Source organism: Bradyrhizobium sp. HKCCYLS20291, from assembly GCF_051167715.1.
Classification (GTDB): domain Bacteria; phylum Pseudomonadota; class Alphaproteobacteria; order Rhizobiales; family Xanthobacteraceae; genus Bradyrhizobium.
Map to the genome: position 1 here is coordinate 22,170 of NZ_JBNPTO010000001.1, position 22,649 is coordinate 44,818.

Here is a 22,649-nt window from a genome sequence, read left to right on the forward strand (position 1 = left end):
GGAGGCGATGATGCTGGGGTGGACAAGACTTAAGGACGCCGCGAGGCTGAACGTGGCCAGTTGGCGCTGCCTGCGCCCGGCTCGCAGCCGTGTCACGCACGCCGAGGCGGGGTTCACGCTCGTCGAGATGCTGGTCGTCATCACCATCATCGGGCTGGTGATGGGGCTCGTCGGCCCGCGCGTGCTGAGCTATCTCTCCGATTCCAAGCTCAAGACGGCGCGGATCCAGATCCGCAGCCTGTCGTCGGCGCTCGACCTCTATCATCTCGACAATGGCCGCTATCCAACTTCGGCCGAAGGACTCGGCGCGCTCGTGCAGAAGCCCGCCACCGCCGCGGCGTGGAACGGGCCGTATCTCAGCGGCACGCTGGTGCCGAACGACCCGTGGGGCCGGCCGTACGTCTACAAGTTTCCCGGACAGCATGGCGCCTACGACATCGTCTCGCTCGGGCCGGAAGGGCGTGAGGACGAGGCGTCAGCCAACGCAAATGTGACGAGCTGGCAGCCATGACGCCAGCCGCGACCGCGATGACCTCGGCAATGAACGACGACGAGGCTGGCCTCACGCTGGTCGAAATCATCGTTGCGCTTGCCATGCTGTCGATCGGCTTGACCTTGGTGATGGGTCTGTTCTCGACCGGGCTGTCGCGCACCGGAATAGCGGAACGCCTGGCCGGCGCCGTCTCGCTCGCGCAGTCGGTTATGGCCGAGGCCGGTACGGTGATTCCGTTGCACACCGAGACGCGCGAGGGGACCGAGGCGAACGGCTATCGCTGGCGTCTGGCGATGCAGCCCTATCGTCCGGGCCAGGGCGGCGATGCACGTCAGGTCGAGCTATATCAAATCTCGGTCGAGGTCGGCTGGCTGGAGGGGCAGGACCCGCGCTCCTACGCGCTCTCGACGCTCCGCCTCGGCCCCAGAGCCGCCGGATCGCAGTGAGTAACGTTGATGGCGCAGGAAGCAATCAGTCTGGATGACAGCGAGGCAGGCTTCACGTTGGTGGAGGTGCTCGTCGCCCTGGCGCTGTTCAGCCTGCTCGCGGTGCTGCTGTTCGACAATGTGAAGTTCGGCATGCAGGCATGGCGCAGCGGCAGCGCGCGCGCGGAATCTTTTCAGCGCGAGCTCGCATCCCAGGACGTTCTGCGCCGGCTGATCGGCAACCTCTATCCGATGATGCTGGGCGAGAACGCTGCGCAGCGTCGGGTCGATTTCAGCGGCCAGGCGGACCGCCTCGAATTCCTCGGCGATGCACCGCTGGTGTCCGGCGGCGCGGGCCGGTATCGCTTCAAGCTGTTTGCCGAACGCCAGCGCGACCGGGTCGACCTCGTTCTGCAGGCTCATCACGAGTTGGCAGCCAGGCAGGAGGCGGAGCGGACGCTGCTGGTCTCCGATATCGGCCGGGTCGAATTCAACTATGCCGCAAAGGCCATAGACGCGAGTTGGAGCACGATGTGGCAGGATCAGACCGACATCCCCGGCCTCATCAAGGTTCGTGTCGTGATGCGTCCAGGAGATGGCCGCAACTGGCCGGATCTGCTGATCGCCCCGCGTGTTCGCGCAGACGTCGGCTGTGTCTATAACGCGCTCACGATGCGCTGTCGCGGCCGCTAGCGGGGAGGAGCGACATGCCGGTACTGTCGGTTCTCTGGGGGCTCGCACTGCTGACGGCGGTGGCGCTGTCGCTGTCTTGGTCGAGCAGCGTCTCGTATGGCCTTGCTCACAACGGCATGGCACAGGCCCGTCTGAACGCTCTCGTCGAAGCCGGCGTCAACGCCGCCGTCGACGGTCTGCTCGACCCGAAGGCAGAGCGCCGCTGGCGCGCCGACGGCCGGCCCTACAAGCTCGAGTTCGACGGCACGCAACTCGCGATCAGGGTTCAGGACGAGCTCGGCCGGATCGACCTCAACCAGACCGACGAGGCCATGCTGAACGGCCTGCTGCAATCGGCCGGACTGGATGCGCAGGCCGCCGCACGCCTGACCGACAAGATCGTGGATTGGCGAACCGCGACCTCGCTGAAGCATCTCAACGGCGCCAAGGACCTGGACTACGCCGCGCGCGAGACGGACTATCACCCGCGCAACGGCCCGTTCCAGAGCATCGACGAGTTGCGGCTGGTGATGGACATGACGCCGGAGATCTATGCACGGATCGCGCCGGCGCTCACCGTCCATTCGGGACGGCAATTCGTCGATCCGCAATTGGCGCCGCCCCAGGTGCTGCGCGCGCTGCCGGGGATGACGGCGCAGAGTGCGGAGGCTGCAGCCGCTGCGCGCGCGAGCATCGACAACAGGGCCGCTATGGCCGAGGGGCAGCCGCTGACGGTTCTGCGCGGGCGTGCCTTCACCATCAGGACCGAATTCTCCGATTCGTCCCGCACCGTCGTCGGTGACGTCGCGGTCCGCCTTACCGAAAATCCGCAGCAACCCTATTGGGTGCTGAGCTGGACGACGAGATGACCAATGGCGCCATGACCCTGACATTCCAATCATCAGCTGCTGCCGAACGTATCGGCGTGCTGCCGCGGCGATCTCTGTTCGACGTCGACCAGGCCGAGCTGCTGAACAGCTTCGGTGACTTTCTGCTGGCGGAGAACATCCTCGATCGCACGAGTCTCGATCGCGCCGGCCGCGCCGCGCAGACGACCGGCGACCGGCTGGACACCGTGCTGACCAAGCTCGGGCTGGTGCCCGAAACGGGCCTGGTCGCCGCGCTATCGAAATTTCTGGCGCTCGAGCTGGTGCGGATGGACGAGGTGCCGCTCGAGCCTGTTCTGCCGGAGCAAGTCGAAGCGGCATTCGTGCGCCACAACCGGGTACTGCCGCTGCGCAGCGCCGCGGGCAGGCTGTCTGTCGGTGTGACGGATCCGTTCAACAACGATCCGGTCCGTGCGCTCGCATTCCTGACCGGTCAAGCCGTCGACATCCGGCTGTTCACATCAGCGGATTTCGACAAGGCATGCGGCGTCCTCTATCCTGTCGACGCGACCTACGACGAGACCCGGTCGGCCAGCGGCGCCGCGGCCAATGAGGCGGACGTTCAACGGCTGCGCGATCTCGCGAGCGAGGCTCCGATCATCCGCTTGGTCAACCAGATCATCGCGAATGCCGTCGAGGCGCGTGCATCCGACATCCACATCGAGCCGGATGTCGACCAGGTGCTCGTCCGCTATCGCATCGATGGCGTGTTGCGATCGGTTCAGGTGCTCTCGGCGGATCTGCGCGCCGCGATCACGTCGCGCGTGAAGATCATGTCGAAGCTCGACATTGCCGAACGCCGGCTGCCGCAGGACGGCCGCATCAAGATCGCCGTGCGCGGCATCGATATCGACTTCCGCGTTTCGACCATTCCGACCAGCTTCGGCGAAAGCGTCGTCCTGCGCGTGCTGGACCGCAATCGGGTGAGCCTGGACTTTGCCGAGCTTGGATTCTCGGATGAGCATATCGCCACGCTTCGAGCGCTTCTTCAGCAGCCGAACGGCATCATTCTGGTCACGGGACCGACCGGCAGCGGCAAGACGACGACCCTTTATGCGGCGCTCAAGGCACTGAACAACACCGAGCGCAAGATCTTCACCGTCGAAGATCCGATCGAGTACCAGATGCCGGGCATCAATCAGGTTCAGGTTCAGTCGGAGATTGGGCTGACGTTTCCGCATGCCCTGCGTTCGATGCTGCGGCAGGATCCCGACATCATCATGATCGGCGAGATCCGCGATCTCGAAACGGCGCGCATCGCGATTCAGGCCTCGCTGACGGGACACCTCGTCCTGTCGACGCTGCACACCAATAACGCCGCATCAGCGATCACGCGCCTGATCGACATCGGCGTCGAGAACTATCTCCTGGCATCGACGCTCAAGGGAGTGATCGCGCAACGCCTGGTCCGTAAGCTCTGTCGCCACTGCGCCTGCAGACATCAGCAAGCGGCCTACTGGGCCGAGAGCTGCGAGCGGTCGGTTGCAAACATCCGATCGTCAGGAGACGCCGACATTCGTCAGCCGCTGGGCTGTGCGGAGTGCGGCCATCTCGGCTTCTCAGGCCGCTCGACGATCGCCGAAATGCTGGTTGTGGACGATGAATGTCAGAGCCTCATCCTGGCGAAGGCGGCAGACGCGGCCATCGAGCGCATCGCCCGTGAACGCGGAATGCAGAGCATGTATGACATGGGGGTCCGCAAGGTCTGGCGTGGTGATACCACGATCGACGAGATCTTGCGCGCCACGCGCATGGGGTGATGGCTTTGGAGGAGCACGGTTGCTGGAGACGCTGACATGGCATCATTTCTGACAGGGTCTCGGGCGGCACGCTCGCGCGCGCTGGCCCAATCCGCGCTGGCGTGGTGGCGGGCCGAGTTCGTCAATCTGTGGCCGCAGCGGATCGCCGCTTCGTTGTTCGGGGACAGTCAGCCGCGAATGATCGTGGCTCGCGACGCAGACGTGGTGCGGCTTCGGCTGACCGATGCCAGGTCCGGCTTGAACATCGTCGAAACGTCGTCGGCAGGGGCTGTGTCCGAAGCGATCGAGCCGCTCCTCGAGCGCTGTGGATTGAATCCGCGCGACGTCGATGTCGGCATGCAGCTGCCGCAGGATCAGGTCTTCCAGCGCGATCTCGTTCTTCCGGGCGAAGCGAGGAGCGCGATTGACGCCATCGTCCCGCAGGATCTGTTGCGCCGGACGCCGTTCAAGGCAGACGACATCTACTCCGATCACGTGACGAATGCATTGCCCGATGGCCGGATCGCGGTTCGGCAATGGGTCACGCGGCGACAGCCGGTGCTGTGCGCCGCGGCTGATCTTGGGCTGCCCATTGAACGGATCGCATTCGCCACCTTCGGGGATGGCGAGGAGGCGCCGACGATCCGGCTGGCCCGCAAGGCCGCCGCCCGCAGGCCGCATCGGATGGCGATCATCGCGCTTTGCTGTCTTGCGGCTGTTCTTGGCCTTGCGCTGGGTGGCCTGACCTACGTCCGGCAACAGGCGGCGCTCGACCAGCTTGACGCCGAGATCGCGGTTGCTCGACGGAGTGCGGAACGGGTGCGGGGCGCCATGGATCAGCTCCGCGAGCGACGAACGGCATTGTCGCGGCTCCGTCTGCAGAAGAGCGAGCTGCCGGGGCTGATCGATGTCTGGAACGAAACGACGCGCATCATTCCGCGGCATTCCTGGCTGACCGAATTGCGCCTCGCGGAGGCCGCGAATGGACGCGGCGCGAGCGTCACGATGACGGGGTTCTCGGCCGCAGCGCCGAGCCTGGTCAACATCCTCGATGAATCGCGGATCTTCGTCGACGCGGCCCTGACATCTCCGGTGGCCATGGACCCGATCGAAGGACGTGAGCGCTTTTCGTTGCAGGCCAGACTTCGCGTGCCGGACGGCCCCAAGGAGATCAAGCCATGAGAGGCCTGTTCAAGCTGGACGCACAGCACCGCCGGCGCGTCCTGTTCGTCCTGGCCAATCTGGCGGTGCTCGGTCTCATCGTTTGGAGCGTGGTCTGGCCGGTCGCCACGACGTTCGCCGACCGTGACGCCCGGATCCAGGATCAGCGGCGGTTGCTGGCGCGGTTGAACGCGATCGCCGGGCAGGTCGCGGGCCTGGAGACGTTGGCATCGGAGACGGAGTCCGAGCTCAAAAGCGGAGAGTTCCTGGCTGGAGCGAACGAGAACGTGATTGCCGCCGATCTGCAGACAAAGCTGAAGGCGATTCTGGCCAATGTCGGCGCCCAGACGCGCGCCGTCCAAACGCTGCCGATCCGAACCATCGATCAGCTCAGATACAGCGGCGTGCGGATCGACCTCTCGGGGCCGTTGCCGGCTGTCACGCGCGTGGTTCATGCCATCGAGAGTGCAAAGCCCTATCTGTTCGTGACCAATGCCACTTTGAAGAGTGCGCCAGGACTGCGTCAGGCTGCAGTGGAGGAGCCGCAGCTGCAGGCGCAGCTCGACATCTACGGTGCGATCCAATGAAGCGGGTCGTGAGATGGCGTGTGACTCCCATCGCCTGCGTCATGGCGGCACTCGCCGCCGCCGATTTGCTGCTCGGTGCAAAGCTCGTCGTGCTGGGATGGCGGGACGAGCCAATGAGCTCGCAGCCTGCGGCGCGGCCGGCACCTCTGGCGATGTCCCTCGCCGGCATTGCCGGACAGCGCCCGGCCGAGGCGTACTCAGACATTCTGGCTCACCCCGTGTTTCACAGATCGCGCGAGCCCTTCGTTCCACCGCCGCCCGCGCCGCCGCCTGCGCCAGTAATCCCGCCACCGGTCGTGGCCGTTGATCCGGGGCTGGCTGTCGGCGGCGTCATGATCAACCGCGGCAAGAGCAAGGCCTTTCTGCTGAGCAGGTCCGGTGCTGGCGGAATGTGGGTCGATGAGCGCGACACCTTCCAGGGTTGGCAGGTCAAGTCGATCGACGCGGCCGGTGTTCGGATCGAGCAGGGGGGACGCGCGATCGAGCTGCAGCTGTACCCCCGGAATTGAGTGCTCGCCCACTGCTCGGGGGCAGGTTGGTGGCCGAGCATGACAACGTCCGATTCGGTCGAGCCGCTTTTTTGGCATGTGGCACCTGCGACACTATGGGTCGCAGCCTGGACACTGGACGGGTCGGTTCAGCAAGCGGATTCAGCGGTGGCAACCAACCGCCCGAACGAACTCAGGCCTGGATGAAACTTGGGGGCAACGTCAGTCCGGGTGCGATCGTTGAGGCCCTATAGTAGCCTCGGTTATGATTTGGTCCTGCGCCAGCTTCAGGCCGAGACTTCGATTGCGCCTTTGGACGGCGAAATGCACCCAAGCCCATGGGCCTGGGGCCTAAGCGATTGTAGTTGCTGTTATTTTGTTGGCCCTCCGAGCGCACCACAAACCTCACATTTTCCATTGAAATCCTTCCAGTTTTTTCCGGATGTTACCGGGGAATGTTGCCACTTCGTTCCCGCTCGTCGTTCCCGTCCTGCTTTCCGCGGCGGGCCTCAGAAAATCATCAAAGTGAATGGGCTTGGTCGAACGCGACCACCTTGTCCATTCCGCTGATCCCAAGCCTCTCGCGGTTGGCCTGGGCGATGTAGTGCGCCGGCATCTTCGGATCTGTCCAGCCGAACATCGCCATCATCTGGCTCTCGTGGACTCGGCATAGGCGGCCACTTCGGTGCGCGCCTTGGCTCGCCATGGCGGCTCTTCTTCGCCTCTTTGACACCGGCAAGGACGGCGTATGTCTTGAAATTCGTCGCCAACGCCATCTTGTTCATCTGCAACACGCGCCCCTGCAGGCGCTTTCGCTGATCAGGTCCAGACCTGAAGGCGGCCGGTGAGGTTTTGCAGCGTGAACAATCCCTGGGCCGAGGCCAGGGCCGCGGGGGGAATGTCGCCTTCGCGGCTGGCGAGGGTGCGGAAAAAGAGCTGGGCCAGGGGATCTAGCGAAGCAAGCTGATAGGTCTGTGCCAGCGGAGCCAGCAGCTTCTGTTGGGCCGAGGCATGGAGACCGGCTTCCGCGAAGCTGATCAACGCATTGACGCCGGCTTGTAGCAACTGAGTCGTCTGCCGCACCGTGACGTCTGCGGGCGGCGGTGGAGCGAACTGGACCACTTTCCTGCGCAGGCCCGCCATGATGCGCGAGACCACGTCGGTCGTCGCAAGAGCGCGCTCAGGGAAATCGAGCGAGATCTGCTTGGCTCCCCAGAGCGCTATCGGCTCCAGCGTCATCTTTAGAGCCTCGGGCCGGGCAAGCGCGACGATTGCAAATGGCCGCTTGGTGCCGCCATCGCTGATCGTGGCCTCGAGAGCCGCGATGCGGCTGGCGCCAAGGCCGCGTCCCTCGTCGTCGTGATCGAGCGTGAGCGAGATCCAGGCGCCGCCTGCGTCCATCAGCGGCCAGCGCAGCCGTTGCGTCAGATCGTCAAAGACCACAGGCGCTACTCGGCTCGGCAGCAGCACGACGGGCTGGGCCGACGGCGGCAGCGCATCGAGCGAAGGTGCGAATTGCCGGGTGAGATGGTCGGCAAGCATCGGCCAGGACGCGTAGGCGAGACCGGCAAGCGGACTCGTGCGATCCTGAGCCCAAGCCGCAATCGCGTCGCGGTTTGGTCGAAATGGCTGGACCGTCTCGGCGCGGCTTGTCTGCGACAGCGAGAGCCGGCCGGTGGAAGACGCCTGCGCGCCGGACAGGCGGAAAGTCGCCGACGACAGCCGGGCCAGTGTGTGGCCCCAGATCGCCTGAGTCTGATAGGCCGCGCGCGGGTCAAAGCGTGTGTCGTGGGTCGTGGCCCTGGCCAACGTGGCCGTGAAGCGCCGCCCTGTCGCCGGTTCGACGAAATGGCCGGTCACACCAACCGCACCCGTGATCGTCTCGAACAGGGTCGCGCCAAGCCCGATCAGGTCAACATCGCCGACCGGCTCGTATTCGGCGCGCAGCTTGCCAGCAAGCCGGCGCAACCGCGCCTCATCCCCGGTCTGCGACATCGCATACAGCAGCGCATGGGCTGATGCGATTTCACGCAGCAATTCCACGGGGTCGTGGTTGACGTTGCGGGACCGCCGCTGGTCCAGCCCTTCGGCAATGCGCCGCAGGCTCGCGGAAAGACGCGGCATCGCCTCGGCGCGGCCGGACACCGCAAGCAAGGTCAGCCGCTCTTCGAGCGCGCGAGAGGGGACTGCAAACCCCTGCGCGTAGGCACGGCAGACTGCGTCCCGCATGGCGGCGAGCAACGGGCCGTCCAGAACGAATCCGGCCTGATCGGCGCCGGCTTCTGCATCGTCGAGCTCGATCGCCTGGAGGCCGAAATGCTGGCGCGCCGCGAGGATGGCAGCGGCGTGGCCGGCTGGCCGGCGGCGCTCGGGCAGGGCGGATGCGATCGCGCCAAAATCGCCCTGGCCGGGAATCACGACCTCGATCTCCTCGGCATTCGATCGCACCACGACCCTGAGCGAGCCCCGGCCAGGCTCGATCGTCGCAAGTTCGGCGAGGGCCAGCAGCCTGATGGCCTCGCGCAGTCCGGTCTTGCCGACCGCGCCCAGGAGGGTTTTGCGATCGAACGCCGCGAGCCGGGCCGGCCAATCGGTCTCGACGACCGGCGCGGCGGCCTGAGATTCGCCGGCCCTGGTCCGCAGCGCCAGCACGACCGCGATCTTGTGCCGGCAGACGGTCGCGGCCGGGCACGTGCAGCGTGCCTTGCCGAGACCCTTGTCGTCGAGCCGCACCGTGGCGTCTTCGATGCGGCCGACGATCTCATCGGCGCCGATCTTTTCGAACTGCACCTTGACCGCGTCGGCACCCGCGCGGCGAACGATGCCTTTGGACGCCGTCGCCTCCAGGGTGGCATCGTCGATCTCGGCATAGAGCGGGATGAGCGCGGACATGATCGTGCCAGGCCTCAGTCCATGACGCCGACCAGCCATTCGGCGAAGCGGTCGGGCGTCATCGCCGCGATATGCATGCCGAGGCCTGCTAATTTCTCGGCGACGGAGCGATTGAAGACGGCTGTGCCGTCGGTGTCGAGCGCGGCCAAGCCAATCAGCCTGGTGCGAGCTTCCGCCAGGCGGCGCACGCAGCGCAGCAGCGCGGCGAGCGAGCCGCCTTCCTCGAAATCGCTGATCAGCGCGATGATGGTGCGGCTCGGATTGACGACGAGGCTCTCGCAATAGGTCATTGCGCTCGCAATGTCTGTGCCGCCGCCGAGCTGGACCGAGAGCAGCAGGTCGACCGGATCGGCAAGCTTGTCGGACATGTCGACGATCGAGGTATCGAAGGCGACGAAGCGTACGTCGACGGCCGGCAGGCCAGCAAGGATCGAGGCCATCACAGTGGCGTGGATAAGCGAATTCAGCATCGACCCGCTCTGGTCGACGCACAGGATGATCGTCCACGGCATGCGGCGCTTCTGCCGGGACGCGAAATGCAGCCGCTCCGCGATGACGGCGTTACGCTCGGGATCAAAATGGCGCAGATTGTCGCGGATGGTGCGGCGGAGATCGAGATTGGCGGTCGATCGCAGCTTGCCGCGGCGAAACCGATCGCGCCGGCCCGACAGAGCGCGATCCATCTCCGCCTTCAGTTTCCGCTTCAACTCTTCGACTACGACATCGACGACCCGCCGGATCGCATCGACCAGATTCCTGTCCGCCTTTCCCTTGAATGCGAGCAGCACCTTCATCAGGTCGAGGTTGGGCTGCAACTTCGCGAGCGCGGCCGGATCGGCGAACAGACCGGCGAGCCCGAGATCATTCAGTGCATGGCCCTGAATGGTCTCGAACACCGAGGCCGGAAACAGGCGGCGGCTGTCGGTGAGCCAGTCGGGAATGGTGACCTGGCTCGGATCGAGCGAGCCCTTGCGGCCGCTGCCTACGCGCAGGCCGCGCTGGCGTCCGCGTTCGGCATAGATGCGCTCGAGCAATTGATCGCGCCGCAGATCTTCGGCCGAGAGGCCCGAACTGCTGAGCCGGCTGTCGGCGTGGCGCCCCAGCGCCATGCGCCAGCGCAGCAGGCGGCGTGTCTGCTCCGCTGACAATCGCGTCGTCCCGTCGTTCGGTGACGTCATGGCGCCTGCTCCAGCCATTGCGCCAGGCCATCCTCGCGCCACAGGTTGCGCAGCCTTTCGCTGAGGGCGAGGTGATCCGACAGCACGCCCGCATCGGGGATCTGCTGCAGCATGGCGATATCGTCGTCGCCGGCGCCATGCGCGGCTGCGACGACGGCGGCCACACGATCGGTCTCATGTGGACTGAGTTCGGCGAACGCCATGCGCAGTTGCGGCAGCAGGGCGAGGAAGCCCTGGTCGTCCACGGCACCAAACAGATCGTCGACGGCCGCGATGACGCCGCTGTCATTGACGAACAACTGCGGCGCAAGTGCCATCACTCCCGACAGCGTGCGGATGGCCTCGCCCGGGCGTTCGAATGCGCCTGCCAGCGCGGCCGACAGGCGTCGAGCCGCTTCGGATTCATCGATCTGCCCGATGGAGCCGGCAACCGCGATCACGGCGCCGGTCAGTTGCGGATCGAGCTGCGCGCTCAGCAGCTGCGCAAGGGCGTCGCGAAGTGGTTGCGTCGGAAACGGCGGATCGGGATCGGCCATCGCCTCGACCAGGGCCGCAAGGCACTGCGTTGCTTCGCCAACATGGTCGGCATCGACGGCGGCAAGGTCGGGCAGCAGCTCGGCGATGCGGCGCGCCAGGCGATCGAGCAGCGGCGTGAGCAGGGATGCGAATGCTCCGACGGTCGCGTCGGAGTGCATGGCCTTCGCCCGGCCATCGAGGCCCTCGCCGATGACCAGGGCATTGGTCAGGCGCAGGAGATTGGTATCGGCGCCAATCGCGGCGCTGACGGCCGCCATCAGCGTATCGGCGGCGCCACCGATCCCGGTATCGAAGGCAATGCTCAGAAGGTTGAACGCCGCCTCGGTGTTGTTGCCCTGGCCCTTTTTTTCGAGATCGGCGAGGCGCCGGATCAGGATCGCGGCGGCGACGTCTTGCACGGTTTCACCGTCGGCTGACCGCTCGATCAGGGATGCCTCGACTGCGGGGGACCAGGCGTAGGTCCAGGTCTCCATCAACGTATCGGCGCGAAAGCCATGGACCCTGTCGGGGCCCTTGACGCGCTGGGCGAAGGCGGGGGCCACCAGCCGCATCGCGTGCAGAAACCGGCTGGCCTGGGTATGCCGTGGCTTGCGATAGATATCGAGCTCGCGTGTCTTGGGCACAGCGTCTTCGAGAGACAGGCCGTGCGCTCTGGCTTCGGTGCGCGCGCGCTGGATCAGCGGCGGCAGCCGGCTGCCGGGAGGCAGGTCTCCCAGCCGGTCGCCACTGAGAAATGTGGAGAAGGCGGCCAGCAGCGGATGACTGCCGAGTTCGATCTCCTCCTTGATGGCCGACGATTGCACCGCGTCGAACAGCTCGGTGCGCCCGGGCTCGGACAGTTCGCGCAGATCGGCAAGACGCCTTGCCGTTTCGACCATGGCGCGCAGGGTCGGGAATGAAAACGCCAGCGCCGGTTCATTCGCGATCAGATGAGCGCGAAAGCCCATCAGGATCTCCTCGGTCAGCGAGCTCTCGGCCTCGCCATTTTCGCCGACCAGGCGCTCCCAGACGCGCTCGTAGAAGCCCGGCAGCGGAAGACCTGCGCCGTAGCCGTTCAGCCGGTCCAGCGCACGAAAGTCGTAGCGGATGAGCCATGCATCGGAGCGGCTGGTGGTCCCGTCCGGCTGTGACGTTTCCGGTTGCGCGTCGATCAACGCCGGCGTGTGAAAGCCGCCGGTCACAACGGCGATGGGTCCCGATGCGGTTGCGACCGCACCATGGATGCAGCTGCGCATCATGGCTTCGCGCGCCTGCGTCCCGTCGGCCTGCAATTCATCCGTGTCAGACGCGGCGCGCAACGACGCGCAATAGGCACCGACGCCCGCAAAGAAGCCGCGCCAGTCGGTGCTGCGGGCGTGCGCCTCGAACAGCCCGTCCCATAACGCCAGGCCATCGCGAAAGCCGGTCCGCGCGCACATTGCCTGCACATAGGCGCCGCGATCAAACATGGTCTCCCGCATCGGCAGCAGCGGCTCGTCCTTGTCACGACCGTCCGACAGCATGGCGGGATGGTGGGATGGCAGGTCGATGAAGCGGATGGCGGCACCGAGTTGGCGGGCTTCCTGGATTGCGACATATTCAGGCGAATGGCTGCAAATCGGATAGTAGGTGGTGCCGCTGCGGCCTTTGCCGGCGCGCGCCTCGCTGCCCGGCAGCGCCACCATGGCCACCGGTGGCACGACGCCTGGTGCCAGCAACTCGCCGATCAGCGGCTCGAAATCGACCGGTCCCTCGATCAGGACGGCAGCGGGACGGATGGCGCGCAGCGCGTGGCGCAGATGCAGCGCGCAGGCCGGCGAGTGATGACGGATCGGGAAAAAGTAGAGCTTACGTTCGGTGTCAAACAGGCGGCTGGCGGTTGCGGCCGGATCAAGTACGCTCATGCCGTGAGCCTCAGCTCTCGTCTTTCATCGCCTTCACCGCGCCGAAAAAATCCGACCACACCTTGCTGCGGCGGGCGCGTTCCTTGACGATGTGATCGACATAAGCGCGAACCTTCTTCACGTCGTCCGCATTGTCCTTGACGATGACGCCCTGCAGCTGGCGCCCGATATGGGCGCCGCCGACGTCGCCATTGCCGAGAAACGCCGCCTCGAGCGCGGCGGCGTGGGCGATGTTCACGGCCTCCGCGGTCGACATCACGGCCGATGGTTTTGATAACGGCACCTGGTCTCTGGTCTGCCCCCGGCGCAAATCCTGGAAGGTCGTGACGAGAAGATCGGTGACCTCGTCGGGGAAGTTCACCGATATGTCGGCACGGCCGAGCCGCTTGTCGACTTCCTGGCGGATCAACTCCGATTCCAGGGTGGGGTCGGTCAGCGGAAGCACGGTTTCAAAGTTGAAACGGCGTTTGAGCGCGCTTGACATTTCATGCACACCCCGGTCGCGGAGATTGGCGGTACCGATCACCGAGAAGCCCGGCGCGGCGTAGACACTGGCGCTCTCGCCGAGCTCGGGTATCGCCATGACCTTTTCCGACAGCACGGAGATCAGGACATCCTGAATCTCGGGCGGACAGCGCGTCAGCTCCTCGATGCGCACGACACGGCCAAGGCGCATCGCTTCCATGACCGGCGAGGGGACAAGCGCGCGCGGGGTCGGGCCCTCGGCGATCAGCAGCGCATAGTTCCAGCCGTAGCGGACGTGGTCCTCGGTGACGCCGGTCGATCCTTGCACCACCAGCATGGAGGAGCCGCTGATCGCTGCGGCAAGCAATTCCGATAGCATCGATTTGGCGGTGCCGGGCTCACCCACCAGCATCAGGCCTTGCTCGCTCATCAAGGCGACCAGAGCGCGTTCGACCAGCGCGTCGTCGCCATAGAACTTGCGGCGAATGGAGAGCTTGCTGTCGCCAAGGATGAAGCTGCGGACCGCGCGCGCGGACATTGCCCATCCCGGCGGCCGTCGGCCCTGATCGGCCGCCTTCAGCGCCGCGAGCTCGTCGGCGAAGCGGGCTTCGGCGCTAGGGCGAAGCTGCTGGGCATTTCGTTGTTCCATTACCAGACCACCTTGTTGCGCCAGTCGACGGCAAAGCCGCTGCCGGCGTTCGCAATCTGATGAAGGTCGTTCCAGACTTCGCTCAACAGCACGGGCGGGACCTCGTTGAGCGCCAGCTGCGCGCCGTAGCTCGACCGCTGCCCCTTGCGCGCACGCACGAACTTGGCCGCGACCAGCGCCACCGCACGATTCTCTTCCGGAAGCGGCGACCCCGTGAACTCGATCACGGCGTTGATCGCGATGCCGGCGAACGGCTTGATGTATTGCGTGAACCAGCCGCCGTCTTCGGCCTGCGCGCGGTCGTAGCCCAGCTTTTGCGCCGCGCTGCGCAGCTTGAACGCTTCGATGATGAACCCGGCCCGATCGTCGATGGAGCCTCCGACTGCGCTTGCCAGCACCGGGCGATCCAACTGGTTGAACAGCGGCTCAACCTTGTAGTCCGCGAGGTGCTGTTTCCAGCTTTCGCTTTGTTCGGCTGTCAGCAGTGAACGATGCGCAAGTTGGACCGTGACGAAGGAGGCGGGATCGACCGCATTGTCGCTGCTGTCCGTCAGGGACAGATCCTCGAGCGGCCGGAACGAGGTGACGATGTCGCCTTGCGCGTCAAGGCCAAGCCAGATCAGGCGCTGCACCAGGCGTCCGACGATCGGGTGCTCGAGCAGGAAGCGTTGCCAATCGGCAAGCGGCCAGCGGCGTCCGACGCAGAGCGCTTCGTACAGCCGCTTGGCCTGGAATTCGTGAACCTGCTTCAATTCCTTCTTGGCGTTCGCGAGGGTCTTCTTGGCTTCCGCGGCGCTTTCCTTGTCCGGCCCGTCGCTGACCTGGGGCAGGCTCTTCACCACCTTTCCGTCGGGATTGTAGAGCGTCAGCACGTCTTCGGCATCGAGCTTGGCCTGATAGAGGCGGCTGCCGATTTCAAGGTCGAGAATGGCGCGCTCGTCGAGACCTGCCGTCGGGATGGTGCGGTCGGCCAGTTCGTCGGTGGTCCAGTCCCGTTCGTCGGCAAGGCGTTCGACCAGCGCTTGCGCCAGCACCTGCACCGCGTTGGTGCGATGACGGCGGGCGACCGCCAGCAGCATCTGGAGCGCAGCAGGCGATGTATGGCCGCTCAGATATTCCACGAGCGCCTTGACCTGCGCAGTCCTCCTGTAGTGGTCGCGCATATAGGTGCGGACCATCTGCACCGCGAAGGTGCCTTCCGCGCGCGTCGCCAGCCCAAGGATGCCACGATCGGCCTGGGCATTGTTGAGATAGATCCCAAGTTTTTCTGCGCGCAGATCGGCAAACGCCTTCTCATATGTATAGGAGCGGTAGAACTCGTTGTTCCAGCGCTTGGCAAAGTCCTGATATTGCTCGTAGCGCTGCTGAGCATGGGCCTTGGCGTGGGCATTGGCGTCGTCTTCGGAGCAGTGCGCTGCGTCATAGCGCAGGAAGCTGCCGAGGATGTGGCGGCCGAGCGCCTCGGCGCTTTCGGGTGCGAGCTGATCGAGCCAGAGCGAGAACAGCGCGTTGCCGGCGGGTTGCGCGAGCTTTGCCGCGAGCGCGATCCACCAGCGTGGCACATCCGCCGGAACGGCGCCGCCGCTCGCCCAGTTGAGGGCGGGGAGGGTGTCGAGCGGAAACCAGCCGATATCCTTGGCCTTCTTGCCTTTCAAACCGGTGGCCGCGTCCTTGATGAGAATGTCCGGCGAGACGTAGCCGGAGATGTCGACATTGAGCCGTCGCAGCGCGCTGAGGAGGGCAGCCCGTACCAGTTCGGACTTCTCCCTGCCGAGCGCTTCCTGCATGGGTCCGATGGCGCTCTCGGCGCCGACGACCCCGAGCATCTCGGCGACACCAGAACGGATGTCCTGCTTGCTGTCGGAAAGGAACGGCAGCAGACGTTGCTCGATGCCGTCGACCTCCAGCAGCAAGGCACGGGCAGGCTTGTTGAAGGATTTCTTGGACGACAGCGCGTGGGTCAAGACGGTGTTGAAATAGCGCGCTGGCAGTTTCGGAAACACGCGAAGCACGCCCAGTGCGTTCAGGACCGGCGGATCGCGAAAATCCGTTGTCGCTGCTTGCCCCAACGCCTGGTCAAGTACATCGAAGTGAGCCGCCAGATAGGGCCAAGTCGTTTCCGGAGCCAGGTCTTCGGAAAGGCCGGCGTTCAGCGCGTGCTTCGCCAGTTCGTTGGGGTCGAGATCCTTCCGCATCAGCGCCGTCACGGAACGCAGATCGGCCCCTTTGGTCAGTCGCGCATGAATAGCGGCTGAAATTGCTCCGTGGCCATTGAGCAAATTCCCCATATACCAATGCGGATTGCTTCCCCGGTAGGTCTCAATGGTGCGCGCGCGGCAGAGGTGCCACAGTGTCAGGTCTGGATTGTTGAACGGCGGATCGGCCGCGGCCTCCGTGTTGTAGGGCGCGAAGGAGGCGACAACCCCGAGCGCCTTGATCGCGGCTTCATTGATCGGATCGTTCGACGCCAGGTAGGCGCAGTACCGGTCGGCGACGGCGTGATCAATCGGTTTAGGAGGGGTCGGCGCGCCGGCTTTCCACCAGCTCGTGCGTTGGTCGGCGGTCGCTTGCTCGTAGCGGGCCATTTGCCCTTCGTAGGACTTCATTGCCTGGGCGTGGGCCTTGTCGAGCAGGGCGCGATACCCGGCCTTGACCTCGTTGGACAGCGGCGTCGGTCCCGGCAACGCCGCAGCTGGCGGCGCGAGCACTTCGGTGCCGTCGGCGGCGAGATAGCCTTCGGCGCCGTCGCCCTGCAATGTGCGCACGGTCTGGGCGGCTTCGGCGCTGACGAATGACGATCCGAGCCCGAGCTCGATGACCTTGCGGACATTCTTGGAGGTTTCGTTGGCGAGATGGCTCTCAAGTAACGGTCGTGCCCGTTCGCCCATCACCATCGGCAGGATCTGCGCGGCTTGCGCGCGCGCCGTCGGATTGCCGTCGGCCAGGGTCTGCATCACGCTGGCGGCCAAAGTCTCGGGCGATGCGGCGAGCAGCGCGTTCTGGGCTGCCTCACGGACGGCTTTGCTGGGGGACAACAAATATTGCTGGTAGACGAGCTGAAAATAGTCGTCTCTGAGCACGCCGAACTGCTTCAGAACATGAATGACAATGGCTTGGCTCGGACGGTCGTATTTCGCAAAGGATTCGATGACCGCCGGCTTCTCCGCCAGCAGGCCATGTTCGAAATCGAACTGTGATCCGAAGTCGCGATGACTAAGATAGTATTGGTTGGTCTTCTCCAGAACGAGCAGGTCTAACGCGAGCACGGTCGCACTGTCGTCGGTATCGCGCCAGCTCAGCACTGTCGTGAGATCGGTTACCGGCTTCTGCTGCGTATGCGGGCCGAGTTGACCCAGGGCAAAAAAGCCCCGAAGCCACAACGGGCTCGGCCCTTTATGGGCGAACACACCGTAGCGAGAGCCCTTGTGAGGCTGCGTGAGCACCTCGAGGTAGCGCCGTATCCACGTCGCTTCGGGTCCATGTTGCCGCTTCAGAACATTGTCGCGGGCTGCAATCGCCTTCTGCTGCGCGGCCTGAGCCGCGGGCGTGTGCTGGTAGTGGTTGAGAGCGGCGTTGACGGCATTTGCCTTCTGCTCAAGCTCAAGCAGCACGGAACTGGCTTCGCCCGCCAAGACATAGGCGACGGCGCGGTTGGCGAGGTCCGGACTGATCGTCTCCAGCCGCTTGAGGTCGATCACGATCTCGCGGACCGTGGCGTTGTCGGCTTCGGTGGCAGGCACGCCCGCCGGCTTGCCGATGCCGATCACCGATTTGAGAAAATCAAACATGCCTGCATTTCTGAATTGAAGATCGATGGTAGCGACCGCATATCACGTCTGCACGAACACATGCCAATCCTCAACCAGAAAGAGCGCCGTCCCGCGTCGTCGACGCGAGCCGGATACTCGCAACATCATCATGATCCGCAACATCATTTTAAGGAATCTGGTGCGATTCGAGGCGCGGCCCCAGCAAGTTCTCAGGCTACCGCATATTTTTGCGCACGCCGGTCGAGATGATCCGGCGAGCGCTTCAGGCCGCATTGTCGCCGCAGGCCGCCGTGACGGTTGGCGTCTCAGGACTTGGATCCGATCAAGCTATTGAATTGTGTTCTTCATCGGCACGTCCGCCTGCAGGACTGGTTCGGGCAGCCGCCTTCAACATATCATTACTTTCCAGGGTGCCTTTGCACAGCCAGGCGTGTTGAACCTGATCCTGCAGCATCGGGAATTCTGGCCGCCGGCCCAAATGCTCGCGCGCCTCGGTCGAAACGCTGATCAAGATTGGAGGATCGCCGGCGCGGCGCGGACAGAAGATTGTCTGGATTGGTCATCCGGTAATCCTCTGAGTGGTTTGAACGACCTGCTTTGCCGAAAATCCATTTCCGTTTCCGAGGTCGAATGTACGACTTGAACTCTCGGCCTTTGGCCTGTCGATCGCGGCAACATGGGTGCAAGCGCGATCGCTGACATGAACATAATCGCGTATCCACTTTCGTCATCGGAACAGTGCCATTCGCCTGTGCGCATCGAATGCCGAAAGGGTCTCTTGTGAGCCGAAATGAACCTTTCGGTCGCCGGTGCTAAATTGAGCCATTGAAGTCGCAGGGAATGCGAACGCCCTCCGACCATAACCTCTCCTCAAGATCTGATTTGTTTCCGGTTTGTTCCGAAGATCGTTGGTGCCACGAGGACAGCGATGTGCGTCGGCCGGAGCTCGTCACGTTCAGGGCACTCAAGCCAGCAGGCCACGTTCATTTGGTAGGTTGGATGTGCGTTCTTGCCATTCGACGGCGCCCAAGCACGCGCGACCCGACCGGCATCGGTACGGATTCAATATCTCGTCTTTTCAGATGCTTATTTGATGAGCTGCAGGCTCGAAAGCCGAGCGGTGGCGCGTTCCGATGAAGGGGCGCTGTTCGCGCCTCGCCGTCCGGAATCGCAGATCGGTTATCGTTCTGTTGAACAGTGAGCAACAGAACTCCGCGCATCGGCTCATCGGCCGTATCGGCATTCGCGCATAAGAGTTGCTCTCGGATGTGGTCGCAACCGTCTGGGCAGACTATAGTATGGCCGCGAGGAAGCTAGGGACCGGTTATGGACGTCGCGAGCTGGCTGCGAAGTTTGGGCTTGGAGCGGTACGAGTCGACGTTTCTCGCAAATGCGATCGACTCCGACATCCTCTCGGGGTTGGCGGAGATTGATTTCGAGAAGATCGGCATTCCGCTCGGCGACCGAAAGCGCCTGATGCGCGCGATCAGCGAAATGAGCGCGGGCTCCGGCCGCGATGGGCTGCTCGGAGAACCGCCACAGGCGACCAAGGCGGCGGAGCGTCGGCATCTCACCGTGATGATCTGCGATCTCGTCGGATCGACCGCGCTGTCCGCCCGCCTCGATCCGGAAGACATGGGCGCCGTGATCGATGCCTATCACGCCGCCTGTGCGCGCATCACTTTGTCCTATGACGGGTTTCTCGCCGATTTTCGCGGCGACGGCATCCTGGCCTATTTCGGCTACCCACGCGCCCATGAGGACGATGCCGAGCGCACCGTTCGCGCCGGGCTGGACATCATCACGGCCGTCGGCGGCCTGGAGACGCGGGCCGGCGAGCCGCTCGCGGTCCGCATCGGCATTGCCACCGGCATCGTCGTCGTCGGCGATCTCGGCGGCGAGGTGAAGCTGCGCGATCACCTGGTGGTGGGGGACGCGCCGAATCTCGCAGCCCGGCTGCAGACGCTCGTCGAACCGAACACCATCGTCGTTGCGGAATCGACGCGGCGGCTGCTCGGCGACATCTTTGTGTTGCGCGACCTCGGCAAACATCTGCTCAAGGGCATGGGCGAGCCTGTCGGCGGCTGGGCGGTCGAAGGCTTGTCGAGTTCGAAGAGCCGCTTCGAGGCGGTGCGGACGGCTGGTCCGACCGAACTCGTCAACCGCACCTCCGAGATGAGCTTCCTGCTCGATCGGCAACGCCAGGCCTGGAGCGGGGAGGGGCAGGCCGTCCTGATGTCGGGGGAGGCCGGGATCGGCAAGTCGAGGCTGGCGGCCGCGCTGGCCGACCGCATCGGCGCCGAGCCGCACTGGCAGTTTCACTACCAGTGCTCGCCCTACCATGCTGGTAGCGCGCTTCGCCCCGTCATCGACCAGATCGAGCGGGCAGCCGGATTCAAGACCGATAACCCGCCGGAGAGACGGCTCGACAAGCTCGAAGCCATGCTTGCGACCGCCGGGACCGACGTCCCGGCCATCGCGCCTTTGTTTGCCGCCTTGCTCTCGATTCCGTTCGGCGAGCGCTATCCCGAGCTCACCCTCAGTCCTGCGCAGCAGCGGCGCCGAACTCTGGCCGCCTTGCTGGATCAGCTCGAACATCATGCGCGGCAAAAGCCCGTTCTGCTCCTGATCGAGGATGTGCAATGGTCTGACCACACCTCGCTCGAGCTGCTGCATCTCGTCCTCGAGCGCATGCCAAAACTGCCGATCCTGGCGCTGATCACCCACAGGGCCGATTTCGAGCCGCCCTGGACCGGGATGGCCAATGTGAGCGTGCTGGCGCTTGGCCGCCTCGATCGCGACTGCGTCGAAGGCATCACGATGCAGATCGTGAACGGCCGAACGCTTCCGAATGAAATCATGAAACAGATCGTCGCCAAGACGGACGGCAATCCGCTGTTCGTCGAGGAGCTCACCAAGGCGGTGCTGGAGACGGGCATCCTGGTCGAGCACGAGGGCGGCTACCGGCTGGGTGGACCGGCGCCGTCGCTGGCCATCCCGGATACGCTCCAGGACTCGTTGATGGCGCGCCTCGACCGGCTGCATTCGGTCAAGGAGATCGCCCAGGTCGGCGCCGCGATCGGACGCGAGTTTTCGTACCGGCTGATCCGGTCGGTGGTCGCGAGCAACGAACATGCGTTGAAGCACGCGCTTGCCGAACTCGAGCGGGCCGAGCTCGTCTTCCGTGCGGGCGAACCGCCAAACGCGATCTACCGCTTCAAGCACGCGCTGGTGCGCGACGCCGCGTATGAGAGTCTGCTCAGGCGACGGCGGCAGCAGCTCCATGGCCAGATCGCACGGACCCTGGAAGACCGTTTCCCCGATATAGGGCTCAACGAGCCGGAGCTGCTGGCGCATCATTTCACCGAGGCGGGCCTCGTCGAGCCGGCGATCAGCTATTGGCTGAAGGCCGGCCACCGCGCCCTCAGCCGCTCGGCGAACGCCGAGGCGGTCAAGCATCTCCGGCGCGGCATCGAGCTGGTTCGCAAGCTGACATCGTCGGCGGAGCGCGCGCGCAAGGAGCTCGACTTCTATCTCGCCCTGGGACCGGCCGTGGCTGCAACCGAAGGCGACGGCGCGGAAGAGACGGCGCGGGTGTTCTCGCATGCCCGTGAGCTGCTGGGGGGCCGGGGCACGTTGAACGAGCAGATGACGATCTATTGGGGCGCCTACCTGGCGCACAACATGCGCGCCGAGCATCACACGGCGCTGGATGTTGCGCGGCAATGCCTGGCGCTGGGGGCCGAGCACGACCATCCTGGCGTCTCGGCGCTCGCCCATCGCTTCATGGCGCAGACGCAGCACTTTCGCGGCGCGTTCGTCGAGTCGCGGCTGCACCTGGAGAAGACACTGGATCTGTGCGCGCGCAACCCGGAAGCGGTGACGGGCTATCGCAGCTTCGGCGCCGACGACCGGGTCAACACGCTCGCATTCCAAGCCACGACGCTGCTCATCCTGGGCCATCCGGAGCGGTCGGTCGAAGCGTGGATGGAGACAGAGACGGCGGCTCGGGCGCAGGGACGGGCGTTCACGATGGCGCTCGCCTTCACCAACCTGGCTGCGCTCGGCGTGATCGGCGGTGATCTGCAGCATGCGCTGGCCAATGCGGACGAGGCGATCGCGCTCGGCGTCGAGAACGAATTCGCAAGTCTCGAGCGAAGGGCGCGTTTCTTCCGCGGGGCGCTGTTCGCGAAGGCTGGAAACCCGCGCCTCGGGCTCGAGCTGATGCAGAACGCACTCGCCTCGGTGGAGCGCAACGCCGAGATGAACCGCCGCACGCTCTATCTGAGCCAGCTCGCCTCGGCGCATGCGAGCCTTGGCCAGGGAGAGGTCGCGCTCGGCCTGCTCGATCAGGCCGTGCGCACCGCCGAGACCACCGGGGAACGCTTCTTCGAGGCCGAGCTCTACCGGCTGCGCGGCACGATCCTCCTGAGCATGCGGGAGACCGGGGAAGGTGAGGCCGCGCTGAAGCAGGCTCTGTCGATTGCCCGGCGCCAGCAGGCCCGCTGGTGGGAACTGCACGCCGCCACCGATCTCGCCGCGCATCTGCGCGATGGCGGTCAAGCTGTCGAGGCCGACATGATCCTGCGTCCCGTCTATGACTGGTTCATCGCGGGTCGTGAGACCGGCGACAACGTCGCGGAGAGCGATCTGGTCGATGCCAAAGCCGTTCTCGACGCTTTGAGGCATGCTGCCGAGATCAAACCTCCTGAGCATGACGACCCGCCGGAAGCTCAACGCAGTCACGCCTGACGCGTCGTGTCCGCCGAAGCCTGAGGCCGCAGGGCCGTCGAACTCCGGCGAGACAAGGTTCGCTCGGTCGA

Annotated in this window: 17 protein-coding genes and 1 pseudogene; 10 read left to right on the forward strand and 8 right to left on the reverse strand. The window is 64.8% G+C overall.

Annotation, left to right across the window (positions count from 1 at the left end; translation table 11 throughout):
• The first annotated feature begins 10 nt into the window (after positions 1–10).
• The 5 genes from gspG to ACQR07_RS00085 are packed head-to-tail and all read left to right on the forward strand — an operon-like array spanning position 11 to position 4,237.
• Complete coding sequence (gene gspG / locus ACQR07_RS00065) at positions 11–511, forward strand: type II secretion system major pseudopilin GspG (protein ID WP_434900369.1); 501 nt, start codon at positions 11–13, stop codon at positions 509–511.
• Entirely contained in the window at positions 508–939 is a 432-nt protein-coding gene (locus ACQR07_RS00070; protein WP_434900370.1) for a type IV pilus modification PilV family protein, read from the forward strand. Before gspG ends, ACQR07_RS00070 begins: the two co-directional genes overlap by 4 nt.
• 9 nt (positions 940–948) lie before the next feature.
• On the forward strand, positions 949–1,611 hold the full coding sequence (locus ACQR07_RS00075; RefSeq protein ID WP_434901031.1) for a prepilin-type N-terminal cleavage/methylation domain-containing protein: 663 nt from the start codon (positions 949–951) through the stop codon (positions 1,609–1,611).
• Between the two features lie 14 nt (positions 1,612–1,625).
• On the forward strand, positions 1,626–2,459 hold the full coding sequence (locus tag ACQR07_RS00080) for a general secretion pathway protein GspK (protein ID WP_434900371.1): 834 nt from the start codon (positions 1,626–1,628) through the stop codon (positions 2,457–2,459).
• A gap of 11 nt (positions 2,460–2,470) precedes the next feature.
• Entirely contained in the window at positions 2,471–4,237 is a 1,767-nt protein-coding gene (locus ACQR07_RS00085) for a GspE/PulE family protein (RefSeq protein WP_434901032.1), read from the forward strand.
• Between the two features lie 42 nt (positions 4,238–4,279).
• Here the strand turns inward: ACQR07_RS00085 and ACQR07_RS00090 are convergent, their stop codons facing one another.
• The gene (locus tag ACQR07_RS00090; protein WP_434900372.1) at positions 4,280–4,897 is read right to left on the reverse strand and encodes a hypothetical protein; all 618 of its coding nucleotides are present in this window, start codon (positions 4,895–4,897) and stop codon (positions 4,280–4,282) included.
• A 3-nt stretch (positions 4,898–4,900) separates the two neighbouring features.
• Here ACQR07_RS00090 and ACQR07_RS00095 point away from each other — a divergent pair, with 3 nt between their 5' ends.
• The 3 genes from ACQR07_RS00095 to ACQR07_RS00105 are packed head-to-tail and all read left to right on the forward strand — an operon-like array spanning position 4,901 to position 6,473.
• Entirely contained in the window at positions 4,901–5,398 is a 498-nt protein-coding gene (locus ACQR07_RS00095; RefSeq protein WP_434900373.1) for a PilN domain-containing protein, read from the forward strand.
• Entirely contained in the window at positions 5,395–5,964 is a 570-nt protein-coding gene (gspM, locus tag ACQR07_RS00100) for a type II secretion system protein GspM (protein WP_434900374.1), read from the forward strand. The genes ACQR07_RS00095 and gspM overlap by 4 nt, the downstream gene beginning before the upstream one ends.
• Positions 5,965–6,005: 41 nt before the next feature.
• Entirely contained in the window at positions 6,006–6,473 is a 468-nt protein-coding gene (locus ACQR07_RS00105; RefSeq protein ID WP_434900375.1) for a hypothetical protein, read from the forward strand.
• Positions 6,474–6,972: 499 nt separating this feature from the next.
• On the opposite strand, the gene ACQR07_RS00110 is transcribed toward ACQR07_RS00105, so the two are convergent.
• From ACQR07_RS00110 to ACQR07_RS00140, 7 genes and pseudogenes are all read right to left on the reverse strand, one after another.
• On the reverse strand, positions 6,973–7,101 hold the full coding sequence (locus ACQR07_RS00110; protein ID WP_434900376.1) for a hypothetical protein: 129 nt from the start codon (positions 7,099–7,101) through the stop codon (positions 6,973–6,975).
• Between the two features lie 170 nt (positions 7,102–7,271).
• Positions 7,272–9,104, reverse strand: coding sequence for a hypothetical protein (locus ACQR07_RS00115; RefSeq protein WP_434901066.1), 1,833 nt, complete (start codon positions 9,102–9,104; stop codon positions 7,272–7,274).
• Positions 9,105–9,383, reverse strand: a pseudogene (locus ACQR07_RS00120) (SWIM zinc finger family protein); the annotation flags it as partial.
• Positions 9,359–10,522 (reverse strand): VWA domain-containing protein, encoded by a 1,164-nt coding sequence (locus ACQR07_RS00125; RefSeq protein WP_434900377.1) that lies wholly within the window; start codon positions 10,520–10,522, stop codon positions 9,359–9,361. The gene ACQR07_RS00125 and the pseudogene ACQR07_RS00120, both read right to left, overlap by 25 nt.
• Complete coding sequence (locus tag ACQR07_RS00130) at positions 10,519–12,942, reverse strand: DUF5682 family protein (RefSeq protein WP_434900378.1); 2,424 nt, start codon at positions 12,940–12,942, stop codon at positions 10,519–10,521. The genes ACQR07_RS00125 and ACQR07_RS00130 overlap by 4 nt, the downstream gene beginning before the upstream one ends.
• A 10-nt stretch (positions 12,943–12,952) precedes the next feature.
• Positions 12,953–14,056 (reverse strand): ATP-binding protein, encoded by a 1,104-nt coding sequence (locus ACQR07_RS00135; RefSeq protein ID WP_434900379.1) that lies wholly within the window; start codon positions 14,054–14,056, stop codon positions 12,953–12,955.
• On the reverse strand, positions 14,056–17,844 hold the full coding sequence (locus ACQR07_RS00140) for a DUF4132 domain-containing protein (RefSeq protein ID WP_434900380.1): 3,789 nt from the start codon (positions 17,842–17,844) through the stop codon (positions 14,056–14,058). The genes ACQR07_RS00135 and ACQR07_RS00140 overlap by 1 nt, the downstream gene beginning before the upstream one ends.
• Before the next feature lie 991 nt (positions 17,845–18,835).
• On the opposite strand from ACQR07_RS00140, the gene ACQR07_RS00145 reads away from it, so the two are divergent.
• The gene (locus tag ACQR07_RS00145) at positions 18,836–19,027 is read left to right on the forward strand and encodes a hypothetical protein (RefSeq protein WP_434900381.1); all 192 of its coding nucleotides are present in this window, start codon (positions 18,836–18,838) and stop codon (positions 19,025–19,027) included.
• 125 nt (positions 19,028–19,152) lie between these two features.
• Positions 19,153–22,578, forward strand: a complete 3,426-nt coding sequence (locus ACQR07_RS00150; protein WP_434900382.1) for an AAA family ATPase — start codon at positions 19,153–19,155, stop codon at positions 22,576–22,578.
• Positions 22,579–22,649: the final 71 nt, after the last annotated feature.

What these genes read in the sequence shown, in the direction of transcription:
- ACQR07_RS00070 (WP_434900370.1), top strand. Translation starts at nt 508, where the DNA reads ATGACGCCAGCCGCGACCGCGATGACCTCGGCAATGAACGACGACGAG.
- ACQR07_RS00135 (WP_434900379.1), bottom strand. Translation starts at nt 14,056, where the DNA reads ATGGAACAACGAAATGCCCAGCAGCTTCGCCCTAGCGCCGAAGCCCGC.
- ACQR07_RS00110 (WP_434900376.1), bottom strand. Translation starts at nt 7,101, where the DNA reads ATGATGGCGATGTTCGGCTGGACAGATCCGAAGATGCCGGCGCACTAC.
- ACQR07_RS00105 (WP_434900375.1), top strand. Translation starts at nt 6,006, where the DNA reads ATGGCGGCACTCGCCGCCGCCGATTTGCTGCTCGGTGCAAAGCTCGTC.
- ACQR07_RS00075 (WP_434901031.1), top strand. Translation starts at nt 949, where the DNA reads ATGGCGCAGGAAGCAATCAGTCTGGATGACAGCGAGGCAGGCTTCACG.
- ACQR07_RS00130 (WP_434900378.1), bottom strand. Translation starts at nt 12,942, where the DNA reads ATGAGCGTACTTGATCCGGCCGCAACCGCCAGCCGCCTGTTTGACACC.
- ACQR07_RS00090 (WP_434900372.1), bottom strand. Translation starts at nt 4,897, where the DNA reads ATGCGGCCTGCGGGCGGCGGCCTTGCGGGCCAGCCGGATCGTCGGCGC.
- gspG (WP_434900369.1), top strand. Translation starts at nt 11, where the DNA reads ATGCTGGGGTGGACAAGACTTAAGGACGCCGCGAGGCTGAACGTGGCC.
- gspM (WP_434900374.1), top strand. Translation starts at nt 5,395, where the DNA reads ATGAGAGGCCTGTTCAAGCTGGACGCACAGCACCGCCGGCGCGTCCTG.
- ACQR07_RS00085 (WP_434901032.1), top strand. Translation starts at nt 2,471, where the DNA reads ATGACCCTGACATTCCAATCATCAGCTGCTGCCGAACGTATCGGCGTG.
- ACQR07_RS00080 (WP_434900371.1), top strand. Translation starts at nt 1,626, where the DNA reads ATGCCGGTACTGTCGGTTCTCTGGGGGCTCGCACTGCTGACGGCGGTG.
- ACQR07_RS00150 (WP_434900382.1), top strand. Translation starts at nt 19,153, where the DNA reads ATGGACGTCGCGAGCTGGCTGCGAAGTTTGGGCTTGGAGCGGTACGAG.
- ACQR07_RS00095 (WP_434900373.1), top strand. Translation starts at nt 4,901, where the DNA reads ATGGCGATCATCGCGCTTTGCTGTCTTGCGGCTGTTCTTGGCCTTGCG.
- ACQR07_RS00125 (WP_434900377.1), bottom strand. Translation starts at nt 10,522, where the DNA reads ATGACGTCACCGAACGACGGGACGACGCGATTGTCAGCGGAGCAGACA.
- ACQR07_RS00140 (WP_434900380.1), bottom strand. Translation starts at nt 17,844, where the DNA reads ATGTTTGATTTTCTCAAATCGGTGATCGGCATCGGCAAGCCGGCGGGC.